This window comes from Kocuria flava (genome assembly GCF_001482365.1).
Taxonomy (GTDB): domain Bacteria; phylum Actinomycetota; class Actinomycetes; order Actinomycetales; family Micrococcaceae; genus Kocuria; species Kocuria flava.
Genome location: NZ_CP013254.1, coordinates 2,873,953 through 2,891,108 on the forward strand (window position 1 = coordinate 2,873,953; position 17,156 = coordinate 2,891,108).

The 17,156-nt window shown below is 74.4% G+C and carries 16 protein-coding genes and 1 pseudogene; 10 read left to right on the plus strand and 7 right to left on the minus strand.

Annotation, left to right across the window (positions count from 1 at the left end):
- Nucleotides 1-40: 40 nt before the first annotated feature.
- Both AS188_RS12855 and AS188_RS12860 read right to left on the minus strand, forming a co-directional pair.
- Nucleotides 41-469, minus strand: coding sequence for an HIT family protein (locus AS188_RS12855; protein ID WP_058859183.1), 429 nt, complete (start codon nucleotides 467-469; stop codon nucleotides 41-43).
- Nucleotides 470-594: 125 nt separating this feature from the next.
- Nucleotides 595-1,257: an MBL fold metallo-hydrolase gene (locus AS188_RS12860; RefSeq protein ID WP_058859184.1), complete on the minus strand. Its 663-nt coding sequence runs from the start codon at nucleotides 1,255-1,257 to the stop codon at nucleotides 595-597.
- Between the two features lie 109 nt (nucleotides 1,258-1,366).
- Here AS188_RS12860 and AS188_RS12865 point away from each other — a divergent pair, with 109 nt between their 5' ends.
- Both AS188_RS12865 and AS188_RS12870 read left to right on the plus strand, forming a co-directional pair.
- Complete coding sequence (locus tag AS188_RS12865) at nucleotides 1,367-1,795, plus strand: Fur family transcriptional regulator (RefSeq protein WP_058859185.1); 429 nt, start codon at nucleotides 1,367-1,369, stop codon at nucleotides 1,793-1,795.
- Between the two features lie 13 nt (nucleotides 1,796-1,808).
- Entirely contained in the window at nucleotides 1,809-2,756 is a 948-nt protein-coding gene (locus AS188_RS12870; RefSeq protein WP_083529451.1) for a diacylglycerol kinase family protein, read from the plus strand.
- Nucleotides 2,757-2,766: 10 nt separating this feature from the next.
- On the opposite strand, the gene AS188_RS12875 is transcribed toward AS188_RS12870, so the two are convergent.
- From AS188_RS12875 to AS188_RS12885, 3 genes are all read right to left on the minus strand, one after another.
- Entirely contained in the window at nucleotides 2,767-3,849 is a 1,083-nt protein-coding gene (locus tag AS188_RS12875; protein ID WP_058859186.1) for a hemolysin family protein, read from the minus strand.
- Nucleotides 3,846-5,174, minus strand: coding sequence for a hemolysin family protein (locus tag AS188_RS12880; RefSeq protein WP_058859187.1), 1,329 nt, complete (start codon nucleotides 5,172-5,174; stop codon nucleotides 3,846-3,848). Before AS188_RS12880 ends, AS188_RS12875 begins: the two co-directional genes overlap by 4 nt.
- Nucleotides 5,175-5,339: 165 nt before the next feature.
- Nucleotides 5,340-6,806, minus strand: coding sequence for a GuaB1 family IMP dehydrogenase-related protein (locus AS188_RS12885; RefSeq protein WP_058859188.1), 1,467 nt, complete (start codon nucleotides 6,804-6,806; stop codon nucleotides 5,340-5,342).
- A 62-nt stretch (nucleotides 6,807-6,868) separates the two neighbouring features.
- On the opposite strand from AS188_RS12885, the pseudogene AS188_RS17865 reads away from it, so the two are divergent.
- From AS188_RS17865 to AS188_RS17870, 4 genes and pseudogenes are all read left to right on the plus strand, one after another.
- Nucleotides 6,869-7,174 (plus strand): annotated as a pseudogene (locus AS188_RS17865) (hypothetical protein); the annotation flags it as partial.
- 20 nt (nucleotides 7,175-7,194) lie between these two features.
- The gene (locus AS188_RS12890; protein WP_418000809.1) at nucleotides 7,195-10,851 is read left to right on the plus strand and encodes a multifunctional oxoglutarate decarboxylase/oxoglutarate dehydrogenase thiamine pyrophosphate-binding subunit/dihydrolipoyllysine-residue succinyltransferase subunit; all 3,657 of its coding nucleotides are present in this window, start codon (nucleotides 7,195-7,197) and stop codon (nucleotides 10,849-10,851) included.
- A 52-nt stretch (nucleotides 10,852-10,903) separates the two neighbouring features.
- Nucleotides 10,904-11,503 (plus strand): GDSL-type esterase/lipase family protein, encoded by a 600-nt coding sequence (locus AS188_RS12895; protein ID WP_058859189.1) that lies wholly within the window; start codon nucleotides 10,904-10,906, stop codon nucleotides 11,501-11,503.
- A gap of 151 nt (nucleotides 11,504-11,654) precedes the next feature.
- Nucleotides 11,655-11,729: a 50S ribosomal protein bL37 gene (locus AS188_RS17870; RefSeq protein ID WP_095343185.1), complete on the plus strand. Its 75-nt coding sequence runs from the start codon at nucleotides 11,655-11,657 to the stop codon at nucleotides 11,727-11,729.
- Nucleotides 11,730-11,851: 122 nt separating this feature from the next.
- Here AS188_RS17870 and rsrA read toward each other — a convergent pair whose 3' ends face one another.
- Nucleotides 11,852-12,118, minus strand: a complete 267-nt coding sequence (rsrA, locus tag AS188_RS12900; RefSeq protein ID WP_058859190.1) for a mycothiol system anti-sigma-R factor — start codon at nucleotides 12,116-12,118, stop codon at nucleotides 11,852-11,854.
- Between the two features lie 2 nt (nucleotides 12,119-12,120).
- Nucleotides 12,121-12,807, minus strand: a complete 687-nt coding sequence (locus tag AS188_RS12905) for a sigma-70 family RNA polymerase sigma factor (RefSeq protein ID WP_058859191.1) — start codon at nucleotides 12,805-12,807, stop codon at nucleotides 12,121-12,123.
- A gap of 351 nt (nucleotides 12,808-13,158) precedes the next feature.
- Here AS188_RS12905 and AS188_RS12910 point away from each other — a divergent pair, with 351 nt between their 5' ends.
- Genes AS188_RS12910 through hisN form a run of 4 tightly spaced genes read left to right on the plus strand, consistent with a single transcriptional unit; the run spans nucleotide 13,159 to nucleotide 17,034 of the window.
- Complete coding sequence (locus tag AS188_RS12910; protein WP_058859192.1) at nucleotides 13,159-13,698, plus strand: DoxX family membrane protein; 540 nt, start codon at nucleotides 13,159-13,161, stop codon at nucleotides 13,696-13,698.
- A gap of 16 nt (nucleotides 13,699-13,714) precedes the next feature.
- Entirely contained in the window at nucleotides 13,715-15,079 is a 1,365-nt protein-coding gene (aroA, locus tag AS188_RS12915) for a 3-phosphoshikimate 1-carboxyvinyltransferase (RefSeq protein WP_058859193.1), read from the plus strand.
- The gene (gene rsgA / locus AS188_RS12920) at nucleotides 15,069-16,178 is read left to right on the plus strand and encodes a ribosome small subunit-dependent GTPase A (protein ID WP_058859194.1); all 1,110 of its coding nucleotides are present in this window, start codon (nucleotides 15,069-15,071) and stop codon (nucleotides 16,176-16,178) included. The genes aroA and rsgA overlap by 11 nt, the downstream gene beginning before the upstream one ends.
- Before the next feature lie 55 nt (nucleotides 16,179-16,233).
- Entirely contained in the window at nucleotides 16,234-17,034 is an 801-nt protein-coding gene (gene hisN / locus AS188_RS12925) for a histidinol-phosphatase (protein WP_058859195.1), read from the plus strand.
- Nucleotides 17,035-17,156 lie beyond the last annotated feature (122 nt).

The window sequence follows — 17,156 nt, forward strand, 5'->3', positions numbered from 1 at the left end:
CGCCCCTCCCGGGGGCGGCGGGCGTCCGGGCTCCCGCGGGTCAGTCGCCGGGCACGTGCTCCCCGTGCCCGGCCTCCCGCAGCGCGGTGCGCAGGCGCTCGGCGGCCTCGTCCATCCAGGCCGGGTCCGGGTCGCGGATCACGTTGGCGAACTGGAACTGCTCGACCGACTGCGCCGGCCACACGTGCACGTGGGTGTGGGGCACCTCGAAGCCCTGGATCATCTGCCCCACGCGGGCGGGGCGCCACACGGCGTCGAGGGCCCGGCCGATGGTGCGCGAGACGGCCATCAGGTGCAGGGCGAGGTCCTCGGGCAGGTCGATCCAGTGGTCGATCTCCTCGCGCGGGACCACCAGGGTGTGGCCCTGCGCGAGCGGGTCGATGGACAGGAACGCCACGGCGCGCTCGTCGCGCCACACGAAGCGGCCGGGGATCTCGCCGTCGATGATCTTGGTGAACACGGTGCTCACGGGAACGCCTTTCGGTCGGAGGCAACGGTGCGGACGGGGTGCGGTGCGGCCGCCCGGGGCCCGCACCCGGGCGGCCGTTCCCGGACCGGGCGGCCCCGGAGGGCGGGGTCCGCCGGGCGGGGCGGCTACAGGGTGACGCGCTCGCCGGGGACCAGGCGCCGGTAGGCGACGCCGTACGTCGCGGCGAAGGCGGAGACCTGCTTCTCGACGACCCCGAGGCCGTTGTCGGAGAGCAGGGCGTCGTGCACCGGGAACACCCGGCGCGGCCGCGCGGAGACCACGAAGTCGATCACCTCGGCCATCCGGCTCCACGGCGCGTGCAGCGGCGCGAGCAGCACGGGGGCCGTGACGTCGTGCGGGACGACGAACGAGTCCCCGGGGTGGTAGACGGTGTCGTCGACGAGGTAGCCGACGTTGTCCACGGTGCGGATCAGCGGGTGGATCAGGGCGTGCTGGCCGCCGAAGGTGCGCACGGTGAACCCGTCGAGCTCGAGCACCTGCCCCGCCCCGGCGTCGTGGACCGCGCACCGCTCCCCCAGGGCCTCGCGCAGCCCGGCGGACACGGCGGGCGGGGCGTGCACGACGGTCTCCGGGTGGGCCCGCAGGTGGGCCTGCAGGGCCTCCGCGTCGAGGTGGTCCGGGTGCTCGTGCGTGATCAGCACGTGGTGGGCGCCGTCGAGGGCCCGGGCCAGCTCCTCCGCCCCGGAGAAGACCCCCGGGTCCAGGACGAGCACCCGCCCGTCCTTCTCGAGCCGCACGCACGAGTGGGTGTACTTGATCAGCTCCATCCCGCCAGCCTAGCGGGCCCGCCGCCGCGGCCAGCGGCGGAGGGCGCGGCAGTTGTTAAGCTGGGGAGCGCCCCGCGCGCACCGCCCGGGGCGGGAGGAGGCAACGGCAGTGGGCGCACGGACGGCCGGGCGCGGCACCGGCGAGATCCGCAACACCCGGCAGCGCCGGGCGGTCGCCGAGGCCCTGGACGGGCTCGAGGACTTCATCTCGACGCAGGACCTGCACGCGCTGCTGCGCCGGCGCGGGGAGTCGGTGTCGCTGGCCACGACGTACCGGGTCCTGCAGTCGATGAGCGAGCTCGGGGAGCTCGACGTGCTGCGCTCCGACGACGGCGAGGCGATCTACCGCCGCTGCGCCGCCGAGCACCACCACCACCACCTCGTGTGCCGCCGCTGCGGGGCGACCGTGGAGCTCGAGGCCCCGGCCGTGGAGGAGTGGGCCGGGCGCACCGCCGCCGCCCACGGCTTCACCCGGGTCGAGCACACCGTGGAGATCTCGGGGCTGTGCGCCGCGTGCGGCGCCCGGGACGACGCGTGAGCGGCCGGCCGCGGTGAGCTCTGCCGCGGGCACCGTGGTGCTGGCCGTCAACCCCCGCGCCGGGCGCGGCCGCGGCCTCGAGCACGCCGAGCGGGCCGCGGGCGTGCTGCGGGTCTGGGGGCTGGAGCCGGTGGTGCTCGCCGCCGCCGACCTCGGGTCCCTGCTGGAGCTCCTCCGGCAGCACCTGCGGGAGCCGACCGCCCCGGTGCGGGCGGTCGTGGCCGTGGGCGGGGACGGCGTGGTCCAGGCGGTGCTCGGTGTGCTCGTCGGGCTCGGCCCCCGGGGCGCGGACGTGCCCCTGGGCCTGGTCCCGTGCGGCACCGGCAACGACCTCGCCCGCCACCTGGGGATTCCGCGCGAGGACCCGGAGGCGGCCGCCGGGCGGATCCTGCGCCGGCTCGACGGCCCGCCCCCGCCCCGCCTGGACGTGGGCCGGGTCCGGACCGGCGACGGGCGCACGGTGCACTTCGGCACGGTCCTGGCGGCCGGCTTCGACGCGGCCGTCAACGAGCGCGCCAACCGCCGGCCCCGCCTGCGGGGGGCGGCCCGCTACCTCGCGGCGATGCTCGTGGAGCTGCGACGGCTGAAACCCCTGGACTACCGGCTCGAGACCGTTGACGCCGCCGGGCGCACGCGCACCGCGCACCGGCCGGGGCTGCTGCTCGACCTCGCCAACACCTCGTCCTTCGGCGGCGGGCTGCGGATCGCCCCCGACGCCCGGGCCGACGACGGGCTGCTCGAGCTGGTCGGGGTGGACCCCCTGGGCCGGGCCCGCCTGCTGGCCCTGCTGCCGGCGCTGCTCGCGGGACGGCACACCCGGCTGCCGTGCGTGCGCGTCGAGCGCGTGCGCTCCGTGGTGCTCGAGGCCCCGGGGGTGGTCGCCTACGCCGACGGCGAGCGGGCCGGCCCCACCCCGCTGCGGGTGGACGTGCTGCCCGGCGCGGTGGACGTGCTCGCCTGAGCGGCGCCGCTCAGCGGGGCGGGTCGGCGCTGTCGACGCGGTCGCCGCGGCGCAGCCGCCGGTCCTGGGTCGTGTCGCGGATCTCGCCCACGAGCTCCTCGATGACGTCCTCGAGGAACAGCACGCCGGTCGTGGCCCCGCCGGCGTCGACGATGCGGGCCAGGTGCGAGCCGGTGCGCTGCATCACCGCCAGGGCCTCGTCGATCTCCATGTCCGGGGGCAGGTTCGCCAGGGAGCGCACCCGGGTCACCGGGACGGGCTCGGTGTAGCGCCCGTGCGGGACGGAGAGCACGTCCTTCAGGTGCAGGTAGCCGTTGAGCTCGCCGTCGGACTCGGCGAGGGCGAAGCGGGAGAAGCCCGTGCGGGCCACGGCCTTCTCGACGTCGGCCGCGGAGGCGTCCACGGGCAGGGTCACCAGGTGCGAGAGCGGGACCATGACGTCGGCGGCGCGCTTGGCGGAGAACTCCAGGGCGCCGGAGAGCAGGCCGGTCTCGTCGGCGACCGTGCCCTCCTTGGTGGACTCCTCGACGATCGACTGCAGCTCGTCCAGGGTGAAGGTCGAGGAGACCTCGTCCTTGGGCTCGATGCCCATCAGCCGCAGCACGTGGTTGGCCGTCCAGTTCAGGGTCGCGATCACCGGGCGCACCAGCTTCGAGACCAGCACGAGCGGCGGCGCGAGCAGCAGCACGGCCCGGTCCGCGGCGGAGACCGACATGTTCTTCGGCACCATCTCCCCCAGCACGACGTGCAGGAAGGTCACGACCGCGAGCGCGGTGAGGAAGCCGCTGACGTCGGCGACCTCGGCCGGCACCCCGAGCCGGCCGAGCGGGCCCGAGACCAGGTGGTGCAGCGCGGGCTCGGAGATGTTGAGGATCAGCAGCGAGCACACGGTGATGCCCAGCTGGCAGCACGCCAGCATGAGGGAGACGTGCTCCATGGCGTAGAGGGCGGTGCGCGCCCGCTTGTGCCCGGTCTCCGCGAGCGGCTCGATCTGCGAGCGCCGCGCGGACATGACGGCGAACTCCCCGCCCACGAAGAAGGCGTTGCCCGCGAGCAGCACCACGAGCCAGGCCAGTCCCGCCCAGTCGCTCATCGGGTCCCCTCCTCGGTCGGCGCCGGGGCCGGTGCGGGCACGAACCGGATCCGGTCCACCCGGCGCCCGTCCATGCGGGCGACCTCGAGCACCCCGCCCTGGACGGGCACGGCGTCGCCCACGCGCGGGACCTGGCCCAGGCGGTCCATCATGAAGCCTCCCATGGTCTCGTAGGCGGGCCCGTCCTCGATGTCGAGCTCGATGATCTGCTCGGAGACCTCGTCGGGGCGGAGCAGGCCCGGGAAGGTCCACTCGCCGCTGGCCGACTGCAGGGCGCCGGGGCTGATCCGGTCGTGCTCGTCGGAGACCTCGCCGACGACCTCCTCCACGAGGTCCTCGAGGGTGACGACGCCGGCCGTGCCGCCCCACTCGTCGACGACCACGGCCATCTGCAGCCCGCCGGAGCGCAGCTGCACGAGCAGGGAGTCGAGGTGGACGGTCTCGGGCACGCGCAGCACGTCCTCCATGATCGCCCCGCACTCCAGGGCGGCGCGGCGGTCGGCCGGCACGGCCACAGCCTTCTTGACGTGGACCACGCCGCGGATCTCGTCCGGGGAGTCGTCGACGACGGGGAAGCGGGAGTGGCCGGTGCGGGAGGCCACGGCCACGACCTCGGCCACGGAGTCGTGGGAGTCGAGCATCTGCACCCGGATGCGGGGGGTCATCACGTCCGCGGCCGTGCGCTCGGCGAAGGTGAGGGTCTTGGCCACGAACGCGGCCGTCCCGGCGTCGAGGGTGCCCATCTTCGCGGAGCGGCGCACCATCGAGGACAGCTCCTCGGGCGAGCGGGCCCCGGAGAGCTCCTCCTTGGCCTCCATGCCGAACAGGTGCAGCACCCGGTTGGCGACGCCGTTGAGGCCCAGCACGAACGGCTTGAACACGGCGGTGAACACCAGCTGGGGGCGGGCCAGGGCGCGCCCGACGCGGTAGGCCTCGGCGATCGCCCAGTTCTTCGGCACGAGCTCGCCGACGAGCATCGACAGCAGCGTGGAGATCAGCATCGAGATCGTCAGGGTCACGCCCCCGGCGGCCGCGGCGGAGAGGCCGGTGAGGTCCATGATCGGCTCGCGCAGGAACGACTGGAGCGCGAGGTCGAGGGTGTAGCCGGTCAGCAGCGTCGTCAGCGTGATCCCGAGCTGGCAGCTCGAGAGCTGGGTGGACAGCGAGCGCAGGCACTTCAGCAGGGGCTCGGCCCGGCGGTCGCCCTCGGCGATCGCCCGGCGGACCGTGGTCTGGTCCAGGGCCACCAGGGAGAACTCCACGGCGACGAAGAAGCCGGTGCCGAGGATCAGGAGCAGGCCCGTGGCCAGCAGCAGCCAGTCCATCAGGCGGGGCCTCCCCGGGAGGCCGGTCCGCGCCCGGGGGCGGGAGCGGCGGGGCGGGGGGAACGGGGGGCGCCGGCGCGGGGGCCGCGGCGGGGGACGCCGCGGCCGGGCCGGCAACTACTGTACGAGTCCATGGGAGCTCCAGGATACCGGAGCCCCGGCGGCTCAGGACCAGCTGACGGGCCGTGCCCGGCCCTCCTCGTAGCCGGAGCGGGACTGCACGCCCACGACCGCCCGCGCGGCGAACTGCTCGAGCGTCGTGGCCCCCGCGTAGGTCATGGAGCTGCGCACCCCGGCGGTGATGTGGTCCACGAGGTCCTCCACGCCCGGGCGCTGCGGGTCCAGGTACATCTTGGAGCTGGAGATGCCCTCCTCGAACAGGGCCTTGCGCGCCCGGGCGAAGGCGCCCTCCTCCCGGGTGCGCTCGCGCACGGCGCGGGTCGAGGCCATGCCGAAGCTCTCCTTGTACATCCGCCCGTCGGCGTCGACGTTGAGGTCCCCGGGCCCCTCGTGGGTGCCGGCGAACCAGGAGCCGATCATCACCTGGCTGGCCCCGGCCGCGAGCGCGAGGGCGACGTCGCGCGGGTGCTTGACCCCGCCGTCGGCCCAGACGTGGCGGCCCAGGCCGGCGGCGGCCTCCGCGCACTCGAGCACGGCCGAGAACTGGGGGCGGCCCACGGCCGTCATCATCCGTGTCGTGCACATCGCACCGGGGCCCACCCCGACCTTGACGATGTCGGCGCCGGCGTCGACGAGGTCCTGCACGCCGTCGGCGGTCACCACGTTGCCGGCCGCGACCGGGACGTCGGGGGCCACGGCACGCACGGCCTCGAGGGCCTCGAGCATCCGCCGCTGGTGGCCGTGGGCGGTGTCGACGACGAGCACGTCCACGCCGGCCTCGACGAGGGCGCGCGCCTTGCCGCGGACGTCGCCGTTGATGCCGACGGCGGCCCCGACCCGCAGCCGCCCGGCGTCGTCGAGGGCGGGGGTGTAGATGGTGGAGCGCACGGCGCCCTTGCGGGTGAGCACGCCCACGACCTCGTCGCCGTCCAGGACGGGGGCCACGTGCACCCGCGACTGCGTCAGGCGGTCGTAGGCGGCGGCCAGGACGCCGTGCTGCGCGTGCGCGCCGTCGGCGAGCACGTCGGCCAGCGGCAGGACGGGCGCGTCGGTGCGCATGATCGAGCCCAGCTGGGTGAAGCGGTCCACCTCCGTGCAGTCGCCCGCCAGGACCACGCCCCGGTAGGTGCGGCCGGGCCCGCACACGACCACGGCGCCGTGGGGGCGCTTGTGCATGATGCCCAGGGCGTCGTGCACGGTGTCCTCGGGGGCCAGCACCACGGGGGTCTCGAAGCGGGGCGAACGCTCCTTGACCCACCCGACCACCTCGGCGATGACGTCCAGCGGGATGTCCTGCGGGAGGATGCCCAGCCCGCCGCGGCGGGCCAGGGTCTCGACCATGCGCCGGCCGGTGACCGCCGTCATGTTCGCCGCGATCAGCGGGACCGTGGCGCCGGTGCCGTCGCGGGGGGCGAGGTCGACGTCGAAGCGGGAGGTGACCCGGGAGCTGGAGGGGACGAGGAAGACGTCGTCGTAGGTCAGGTCCGAGGTGGGGGTGTTGAGGAAGCGCACGCCCGCCAGTCTAGCCGCGGGCCCCCGACACGCCGCCGGGGCCCGCCCCGCGCGGACTAGCCATGCCGCCGCGCGCGTCACTAGACTCGACCGGAGGTACGGCCGCGCCCGCCCGGACGACCGGCCGGGACGTCCCGGAGGACGAGCCGGCCGGTCCCCGGGCGGCCGCGGCCGCGACGAGCCCGGCGGCAGGTCCGGACGCCGCCGGAACACCGACACTGCGGGGACCGGACAGGAGGCTCCCGCGCGAACAACATGGAAGAGGCGTATTCCCCGTGCCACATCAGCCACAGCATCTGATCCCTGAAGAATTCGCAGGTAACGAGTGGCTCGTCGACGAACTCTTCGAGAAGTACCAGGAGGACCGGAACTCGGTCGACCGCAAGTGGTGGCCGGTGTTCGAGGCCATGAGCGCGGAGGACGGCGCGGCACCGGAGCCCGCCGCCGCGCAGCCGGCCGGGAAGCAGGCCGCGGGGCCGGCGGAGAAGCCCGCGTCGAGCGCCCGGCCGCGTCCCGGGCGGCCGCCCCCGGCCCCGCCAAGTCCGGGGCGAAGGCCGAGAACCGCCCGGAGACCGAGCACGGCGAGACCGCGTCCAAGCGCCCCATCCCCGCCCAGCCGGCCCAGCCGCGCGCCGCCGCCCCGGAGCCGCCGGCCGAGGACCAGGTCGTCAAGCTGCGCGGGCCCGCCAAGGCCGTGGCCGCGAACATGGACGCCTCCCTGACCGTGCCCACGGCCACGACCGTGCGCGCCGTGCCCGCGAAGCTGCTGATCGACAACCGGATCGTCATCAACAGCCACCTCGCCCGCAACCGCGGCGGCAAGGTCTCGTTCACGCACCTCATCGGCTACGCCGTGATCAAGGCCCTCGCCAACTTCCCGTCCCAGAACGTCTTCTACGACGAGCAGGACGGCAAGCCGGTCGCGATCCACCCCGCGCACGTGAACTTCGGCCTGGCCATCGACATCCCCAACAAGGACGGCTCCCGCAACCTCGTGGTGCCGAACATCAAGGGCGCCGAGACCATGGGCTTCCAGCAGTTCTGGTCCGCCTACGAGGACATCGTCCGCCGGGCCCGCACCAACGAGCTGACCATGGAGGACTACCAGGGCACCACGGTGTCCCTGACCAACCCCGGCGGCATCGGCACCGTCCACTCCGTGCCGCGGCTGTCGAAGGGCCAGGCGTGCATCATCGGCGTGGGCGCGCTCGACTACCCCGCCGAGTTCAAGGGCGCCTCCCCCAAGACCATCGCCCGCCAGGGCGTGTCCAAGATCATCACCCTGACCTCGACCTACGACCACCGGGTCATCCAGGGCGCCGGCTCGGGCGAGTTCCTGCGCCTGATCGAGTCCTACCTGCTGGGCGAGGACGGGTTCTACGACGAGATCTTCGAGGCCCTGCGGATCCCCTACGAGCCCGTGCGCTGGGCCGTGGACAACCAGGTCAACCCCGAGATCCAGGTCAACAAGGTCGCCCGGATCCAGCAGCTGATCCACGCCTACCGGGTGCGCGGGCACCTGATGGCCGACACCAACCCCCTCGAGTACGTGATGCGCAAGCACCCGGACCTCGACGTGCTCACCTACGGGCTGTCCCTGTGGGACCTCGACCGGGAGTGGCCCACCGGCGGCTTCGGCGGGGCCGACGTGCTGAGCCTGCGCACGATCCTGGGCCGGCTGCGCGACGCCTACTGCCGCACCGTGGGCGTGGAGTACATGCACCTGCAGGAGCCGGAGGAGCGCGAGTGGTTCCAGGACCAGCTCGAGCACGGCTACCAGAAGCCCTCCCGCGAGGAGCAGTTCCGCATCCTCGGCCGCCTCAACGCCGCCGAGGCCTTCGAGACGTTCCTGCAGACGAAATACGTCGGGCAGAAGCGCTTCTCCCTCGAGGGCGGCGAGTCCCTCATCCCCCTGCTGGACGAGATCATCTCGGACGCGGCCGACGCCGGGCTCGCCGGGGTCGGCATCGCCATGGCCCATCGCGGCCGGCTCAACGTGCTGACCAACATCGCCGGGAAGTCCTACGCCCAGGTCTTCCGGGAGTTCGAGGGCAGCCAGGACCCGCGCACCACCGAGGGCTCCGGGGACGTGAAGTACCACCTGGGCACGGAGGGCACCTTCACCTCCGACAACGGCAACGAGACCCAGGTCTACCTCGCCGCGAACCCCTCGCACCTCGAGGCGGCCGACCCGGTGATCGAGGGCATCGTGCGCGCCAAGACCGACGTGCTGGGCGCCGGCCCCGAGGGCGACGGCACCTTCCCGGTGCTGCCCATCCAGGTCCACGGCGACGCCGCCTTCGCCGGCCAGGGCGTGGTGGCCGAGGTGCTGCAGATGGCCCTGCTGCCCGGCTACGCGGTCGGCGGCACGGTCCACGTGATCGTCAACAACCAGGTGGGCTTCACGACCGCGCCCTCGGCGGCGCGCTCCTCGACCTACGCGACCGACATCGCCAAGGGCTTCCAGGCCCCGATCTTCCACGTCAACGCCGACGACCCCGAGGCCGTCACCCACGTGGGCCAGCTGGCCTTCGCCTACCGGCAGGCCTTCCACAAGGACGTGGTCATCGACCTGATGTGCTACCGCCGGCGCGGGCACAACGAGGGCGACGACCCCTCGATGACCCAGCCGCTGATGTACGACCTCATCGAGCAGAAGCGCTCGACCCGCAAGATCTACACCGAGAACCTCGTGGGCCGCGGCGACATCACGCAGGAGGAGGCCGACCGGGCGCTGAAGGACTACCAGGAGCGCCTGGAGCGGGTCTTCGCCGAGACGCACGAGGCGCAGACCTCCTCGATCCCGCTGGTCACCGGCGACTCCGCCGCGATCTCCAACATCGAGCGACCCTCCGCCCAGCAGGCGGACTCCGGGGTGTCCATCCCCCGCTCGACGGCGATCTCGACGGAGGTCGCCCAGCGGATCGGCGCCGCCCACCTGGAGATCCCCGAGGACTTCACGGTGCACAAGAAGCTGCGCAAGCTCCTGGAGCGCCGCGAGGCGATGACCCGCGAGGGCGGCGTGGACTGGGGCATGGGCGAGCTCATGGCCTTCGGCTCCCTGCTCATGGAGGGCGTGCCGGTGCGCATGTCCGGCCAGGACGTCCGGCGCGGCACGTTCACCCAGCGCCACGCCGTGATCTTCGACGCGGAGACCGGCGCCGAGTGGACCCCGCTGAACCACCTGGCCGGCGACCAGGAGCGGCTGGCGATCTACAACTCCCTGCTCTCCGAGTACGCCGTCTTGGGCTTCGAGTACGGCTACTCCGTGGAGCGCCCCGAGGCGCTGACCGTGTGGGAGGCCCAGTTCGGCGACTTCGTCAACGGCGCCCAGATCGTCGTCGACGAGTTCATCGCCTCGGCCGAGCAGAAGTGGGGCCAGCGCTCCTCGCTGGTGCTGCTGCTGCCGCACGGCTACGAGGGCCAGGGCCCGGACCACTCCTCGGCGCGCATCGAGCGCTTCCTGCAGCTGTGCGCGGAGAAGAACATGGTCGTGGCCAATCCCTCCACCCCGGCCAACCACTTCCACCTGCTGCGCCGGCAGGCCTACAGCCGCCCGCGCAAGCCGCTGGTCGTGGCCACGCCCAAGCAGCTGCTGCGCCTGAAGGCCGCCGCCTCCCCCGTGGAGGAGTTCACCGACGGCACCTTCCGCCCGGTGATCGGCGACCGGGCCGGGCTGGACGCGGCGAAGGTCACCGACGTGGTGCTGGTCTCCGGCCGGCTCTACTACGACCTGGCGGCCGCCCGGGAGAAGAACCAGGACACCACCACCGCGATCGTGCGCGTCGAGCAGCTGCACCCGCTGCCGCTGGCCGAGATCAAGGAGGAGCTGGCCAAGTACCCGCAGGCGCGCCTGACCTGGGCGCAGGACGAGCCCGCCAACCAGGGCGCCTGGCCGTTCATGGCCGTGAACCTGGTGCCCGAGCTCGACCGGAAGGTGCGGCTGGCCTCCCGCCCGGCCTCGGCCTCCCCGGCCAACGGCTCCGCGAAGCGGCACACCGCCGAGCTGGAGACCCTCGTCCAGACGGCGTTCGAGCGCGCCTGAGCACGCGCCCCGCACTGCGCCCCGCCCCCATCCCCCGAGCAGGAAGAACGACGTGGAGCAACGAAGGATCAGAATTGTCGCGGTCGGTGACGAGCTGCTGGCCGGCGAGGGCGACCCCCGGGCCCTGGGCTGGTTCGGGCGGGTCATGGCCCGGACCCCGCGCCACGCGGCGCCCGTGTCCGCCTACAACCTCGCCGCGCCGGACGAGGGCAGCGAGTCGCTGAACGAGCGCTGGCTCGGCGAGGCGGGCCGCCGCTTTGCCCCCGGCCACGACAACCGCCTGGTCATCGCGCCCTCCACCCGGGACATCGACCTGAGCATCACGAGCGCCCGCTCGCGGCTGAACATGGCCAACATCATCGACACCGCCTCGCAGAACAACGTGCGCGTGCTCGTCGTCGGGCCCCCGCCCACCCTGGACACGGGGCGCAACCGGCGGATCGCCGACCTCTCCGCGGCGTACGCGGACGTCACCACCCGGCGCAACCACGTCTACGTGGACACCTTCAACCCCCTCCAGCACCACGAGCAGTGGCGCAAGGACCTCGCGGCCAACCACGGCCGCCCCGGGCAGGCCGGCTACGGGCTGATGGCCTGGCTCGTGCTCCACCGCGGCTGGTACGCCTGGCTGGACCTGCCCGAGCCGCAGTGACCCCGCCCCGCCGTGCGGCGGCGGCGCGGGGCGTGTGAGACAATGGCGGGCAGTGCCCCGTCCGGCCACCGCCGCGGTCCCCGACCGTGCGGGAACGGACGACGACGACCACGATCCACCGCGGCACCCCCGCGGAAGACAGGAGGCTCGCATGAGCAAGCGAGGACGCAAGCGCAAGGACCGCCGCAAGGGCGGCGCCAACCACGGCAAGCGCCCCAACGCCTGAGGTCCCCCGCGGACCCGGCACCGCCGTGGACGGAAGGGCCCCGGACCGATCGGTCCGGGGCCCTTCCGCACGTCCGCGCCCGTCCGGGACCCGCGGCGCCGGACGGGCGCGGGGAGATCGTCTCAGGCCGCCGGCGGTCGCTGTCGCTGGGCGTGGATCCGGGCGAGGATCGAGACCTTCAGGTCCGCCGGGGCCGTCTCCGAGCAGGAGCGCCGGACGACCGAGCGGATCACGCACTCCAGGTCGTACTCCCGGGCGCAGGCCGGGCACTCGCGCAGGTGCCCGTGGATGTCCTCGAGGTCGTCCGCCGGGAGCACCCCGTCGAGGTACTCGTAGATCCGCCGGATCCGCTCGTCCGTGCAGCCTCCCAGGCTCTCGCAGTCGGCCATGTCTAGTGGTCCTCTTCCTTGTTCTTGTCCGCGGCGGCCTTCCGGTCCGCCGTGACCTTCGAGGTGTCGAAGCCGCGCTCGGCGGCGTAGTCGGCCAGCTTCTCGCGCAGCAGCTTGCGCCCGCGGTGCAGGCGGGACATCACCGTGCCGATGGGGGTGTCCATGATCTCGGAGATCTCCTTGTAGGCGAAGCCCTCGACGTCCGAGAAGTACACCGCCAGCCGGAACTCCTCGGGCAGCTCCTGCAGGGCCCGCTTGACGTCGGTGTCGGGCAGGTGGTCCAGGGCCTCCACCTCCGCCGAGCGCAGGCCCGAGGAGGTGTGGGACTCCGCCCGGTGCAGCTGCCAGTCCTCCACCGTGTCGGTGTTCGCCTGCTGCGGCTCGCGCTGGCGCTTGCGGTAGAGGTTGATGTAGGTGTTCGTCAGGATCCGGTACAGCCAGGCCTTGAGGTTCGTCCCGGGCCGGTACTGGTGGAAGGCCGAGAACGCCTTGGTGTAGGCCTCCTGCACCAGGTCCTCCGCGTCGGCGGGGTTGCGGGCCATCCGCAGGGCGGCCGCGTAGAGCTGGTCCACGTACTCCATCGCGTCCCGCTCGAAGCGCGCCTTGCGGTCCTCGGTGGTCTCGGTGGCGACGTCGACGGGCGGCTCGGTCCGGGCGGGGACGGCCTCCTGCTGGTTCTGCTCGTTCATCACCGCCCATCCTACGGCGGGCGGGGCGGGCGCCGGGGCGCCGGGGCGGGGGCGACGGCTCCTCCTTCCCCCCGGCGGGCCGGTGCCCACGGGTGCTCGCACGACGACGACCGGGGTCCCCGGTCCTGCTCCCCCGGTGCAACGGGGCACCCCCGGGCCGCTATTCCCCGCCGCGCCCCGTGCGGCACCCGCCGCCGCGGCACGCGCCGGTGCCGCACGGGCCCGCCGCCCCGGGGCGGCGCTGGCCCCCGCGCGGGAGGGCGCGGCTAGGATGGAACGCGCGGCGGCCTCCGCCGCAGTCCCGTCCCGCACGACCCGACCCCGCGGTTGCCGGCCGCAGAGGAGAAGACCATGAGCATCGTCCGTCGCATCGCCCGCCCGCTGCTGGCCACCGGCTACGTGGCCAACGGCGTCGAGTCCTTCCGCAACTCGTCGAGCGCCGCCCAGCACCTCGCCCCGGTCGTCACCGCGGCCGGCAAGGCCTTCCCGCAGGCCGGCCCCGCGCTGGGCAACCCCGCGATGGTGGCCCAGGGCCTCGCCGCCGCCCAGGTCGGCGCGGCCGTGCTCTTCGCCCTCGGCCGCCTCCCCCGCCTCTCGGCGGGCGTGCTCGTGACGACGACCGCCCTCAACGCCTACGCCGACTACCGCGCCGCCGAGGCCGGGACCCCGGAGCAGAAGGCGGCCCGCCGCAGCACCGCCTTCAAGAACAGCTCGCTGGTGGGGGCCGTGATGCTCGCCGCCGTCGACACCGAGGGCAGCCCCTCCCTCCTGTGGCGCGCCGAGCACCTGGCCGAGGACGTGAAGAAGAACGCGCGGAAGCTGGGCAAGGACACCCAGAAGCAGGTCGCCCGGGCGGAGAAGGCCGTCCAGCACGCGGTCAAGCAGTCCTGACCGGCGGGTCCCACCGGTGAGACACCCCGAGGCCCCCGCACCCGGCACGGCGGGGCCGGTCCCGCAGCACGAGCTGTGGCCGGCCCCGTTCGCGGGCTCCCGTCCCGTCTCCGGCGCCCTGACGGTGCCGGGCTCCAAGTCCCTGACCAACCGCTACCTGCTGCTGGCCGCCCTCGCCGACGGCCCGTGCCGGCTGCGCCAGCCCCTGCACTCGCGCGACTCCCGGCTGATGGTGGCCGCCCTGCGCGCCCTCGGGGCCGCCGTGGAGGAGGTCCCCGGGGACGGCGACTTCGGCCCGGACCTCGTCGTCGGCCCCGCCCCGCGGGAGGCCGGCGACCCCGTGCGGGTCGAGTGCGGGCTGGCCGGGACGGTCATGCGCTTCGTCCCGCCCGTCGCCGCGCTGACCCGCCGGGCGGTGACCTTCGACGGCGACCCGGCGGCGCGCGTGCGGCCCATGGCGCCGGTGGTGCGGGCCCTGCGCGCGCTCGGGGTGGGCGTGGACGACGACGGGCGCGGCCGGCTGCCGTTCACCGTGCACGGCACCGGCCGGGTGCGCGGCGGGGAGCTGGAGATCGACGCGACGGGCTCGAGCCAGTTCGTCTCCGCCCTGCTGCTGGCCGCCCCGCGCTTCGAGGAGGGGCTCGTGCTGCGCCACCGCGGCGCGGGGGGCCGGGGGGTGCCCTCGATGCCGCACGTGCAGATGACGGTGGAGGTCCTGCGGGAGCTGGGCGTGGACGTGGACGACACCGTGCCCTCGCAGTGGCGGGTGGCGCCCGGGCCGGTGCGCGCCTTCGACGTGGAGGTCGAGCAGGACCTCTCCAACGCCGGGCCCTTCCTCGCGGCGGCGGTCGTCACGGGGGGCCGGGTCAGCGTGCCCCGGTGGCCCGGGCGCACCACGCAGGGCGGGGACCACTGGAAGCAGATCCTGCCCGCCTTCGGGGCGCAGGCCGAGCTCGCCGGCGGGACGTTCACCGTGACGGGGCCCGAGGTCGTCAGCGGCGTGGACCTCGACCTCTCCGAGGCCGGGGAGCTCGCCCCGACGGTCGCCGCGATCTGCGCCGTGGCCTCGACCCCGTCCCGGCTGCGCGGGATCGCCCACCTGCGCGGGCACGAGACGGACCGGCTGGCCGCGCTGGTCGCCGAGATCAACCGGGTGGGCGGGGACGCCGAGGAGACGGCGGACGGGCTGGTCGTCCGCCCGGCACCGCTGCACGGGGGGACGTGGCACAGCTACGAGGACCACCGGATGGCCACCGCCGGCGCCGTGGTCGGGCTCGTGGTCCCGGACGTGGTCGTGGAGAACATCGCCACGACCGCCAAGACCCTGCCCGAGTTCCCCGCGCTGTGGGCCGAGCTCGTGGAGCGGGGCCGTGGCGCGTAGGAGCTCCACCCGCCGGGACTGGGACGAGACCGACGTCCGGGTGCGGGCGCACAAGTCGGGGTCCCGGCCGCGCACCAAGGACCGGCCCGCCCACGAGGACGCCGTCACGGGCCGGGTCGTGACGGTGGACCGCGGCCGCTACACGGCCGTGCTCGACGAGGACACCGACGCGGAGCGGCTCGTGGTGGCCGTGCGCGCCAAGGAGCTGCGCCGACGCCCCGTGGTGGCCGGGGACCTCGTGGGGCTCGTCGGCGACGTCACCGGGGCCCCCGACACCCTCGCGCGCCTCGTGCGCATCGAGGAGCGCTCGACCGTGCTGCGGCGCAGCGCCGACGACGACGACCCCGTCGAGCGCGTCGTCGTCGCCAACGCGGACCAGCTCGTGGTGGTGGTCGCGGCGGCCGAGCCCGAGCCGCGCACCGGGTTCGTCGACCGGGCGCTCGTGGCCGCCTACGACGCCGGGATCGACCCGCTGCTGTGCATCACCAAGACCGACCTGCGCGACCCCGCCGGGCTGGTGGCCCACTACACGGCCCTCGACCTGCCCGTGCTCGTCTCCGGGCCCGCCGCCGGCGCCGCGCCCGCCGGGGACGGCGCGAGCCTGCCGCTGGACAGGGGCCTCGTCGAGGCCCTTCGGGAGCGTCTGGACGGGCGCGTCTCCGTGCTGCTGGGCCACTCCGGGGTCGGCAAGTCCACGCTCGTCAACGCCCTCACGGGCGCCGACCGCGCCACCGGGGGGGTCAACGCCGTGACGGGGCGCGGCCGGCACACGTCGTCGTCGGCCCTGGCCCTGAAGGTCGAGGACGCCTCCCCGGGCTCGTGGATCATCGACACCCCGGGGATCCGCTCCTTCGGCCTCGCGCACGTGGACCCCGACCGGATCGTCGAGGCGTTCGACGAGCTCGGCGGGGCCATCGCCGAGTGCCCCAAGGGCTGCCGGCACACCGAGGACTCCCCCGGCTGCGCCCTGGACGGCTGGGTCGCCCGGGGGCGGGCCGGCGCCGCGGGAGCCGCCCGGCTGGCGTCGCTGCGGCGGCTGCTGCGGGCCCGCGAGGGCTCCGGGGACGCCCCGGAGGACAAGGAGCTGGGCGTCGGCTGAGGCCCCCGGCCCCGCTCCGACCAGGCGGGGAACCGTCTCGGGGTAGGTTGGACCAATGCGCAGTCCCAGCACCTACACCGACGACCTCCGCCTCGCCCACATCCTGGCCGACGCCGTGGACCGCCTGACCATGCGGCGCTTCAAGGCCCAGGACCTCGCCGTGGACACCAAGCCCGACCTCACCCCCGTCACGGACGCGGACCGCGAGGCCGAGCAGCTGATCCGCACCCAGCTGGGGCGCGCGCGCAACCGGGACGCCGTGATCGGCGAGGAGTTCGGGAGCAGCGGCAGCGGGGCCCGGCAGTGGGTCGTCGACCCCATCGACGGGACGAAGAACTTCGTGCGGGGCGTGCCGGTGTGGGCGACCCTCATCGCGCTCGTCGACGAGGGCCGGCCCGTGGTGGGCGTGGTCTCCGCCCCCGCCCTCGGCCGGCGCTGGTGGGCCGCCACGGGCTCCGGTGCCTACATCGGCAAGTCCCTGGCCAGCGCCCAGCGGATCACGGTCTCGCGGGTCGACCGGCTCGCCGACGCCTCCCTGTCCTACTCCTCGCTGACCGGCTGGCGGGACCTGGGCGTGCGGGAGCAGTTCCTCGAGCTCACCGACGACGTGTGGCGCACCCGCGCCTACGGCGACTTCTGGTCCTACTGCCTCGTCGCCGAGGGGGCGGTGGACCTCGCGTGCGAGCCCGAGCTGAACCTCCACGACATGGCCGCGCTCGTGCCCCTGGTCGAGGAGGCGGGAGGACGGTTCACGTCCCTGGAGGGCGAGCCCGGGCCGTTCGGCGGCAACGCCCTCGCCAGCAACGGCCTGCTCCACGACGAGGTCCTGCAGCGGCTCGCCCCCGCCCGCGGCTGAGCTCCCGGGCCCCGGCGCCCCGACGACGGACGGGGTGCGAGGGACGGACGGGGAGGGCGGGACGGCTCTCGCCGTCCCGCCCTCCCCGTCGGCCGCGCACGCACCGGGGACCCGGTCACCGG

Bases quoted from the DNA above. Each gene is read 5' to 3' on its own strand.
- AS188_RS12860 (WP_058859184.1), bottom strand. From the start codon at position 1,257: ATGGAGCTGATCAAGTACACCCACTCGTGCGTGCGGCTCGAGAAGGAC.
- AS188_RS12875 (WP_058859186.1), bottom strand. From the start codon at position 3,849: ATGAGCGACTGGGCGGGACTGGCCTGGCTCGTGGTGCTGCTCGCGGGC.
- AS188_RS12880 (WP_058859187.1), bottom strand. From the start codon at position 5,174: ATGGACTGGCTGCTGCTGGCCACGGGCCTGCTCCTGATCCTCGGCACC.
- rsrA (WP_058859190.1), bottom strand. From the start codon at position 12,118: ATGGCCGACTGCGAGAGCCTGGGAGGCTGCACGGACGAGCGGATCCGG.
- AS188_RS12905 (WP_058859191.1), bottom strand. From the start codon at position 12,807: ATGAACGAGCAGAACCAGCAGGAGGCCGTCCCCGCCCGGACCGAGCCG.
- AS188_RS12910 (WP_058859192.1), top strand. From the start codon at position 13,159: ATGAGCATCGTCCGTCGCATCGCCCGCCCGCTGCTGGCCACCGGCTAC.
- hisN (WP_058859195.1), top strand. From the start codon at position 16,234: ATGCGCAGTCCCAGCACCTACACCGACGACCTCCGCCTCGCCCACATC.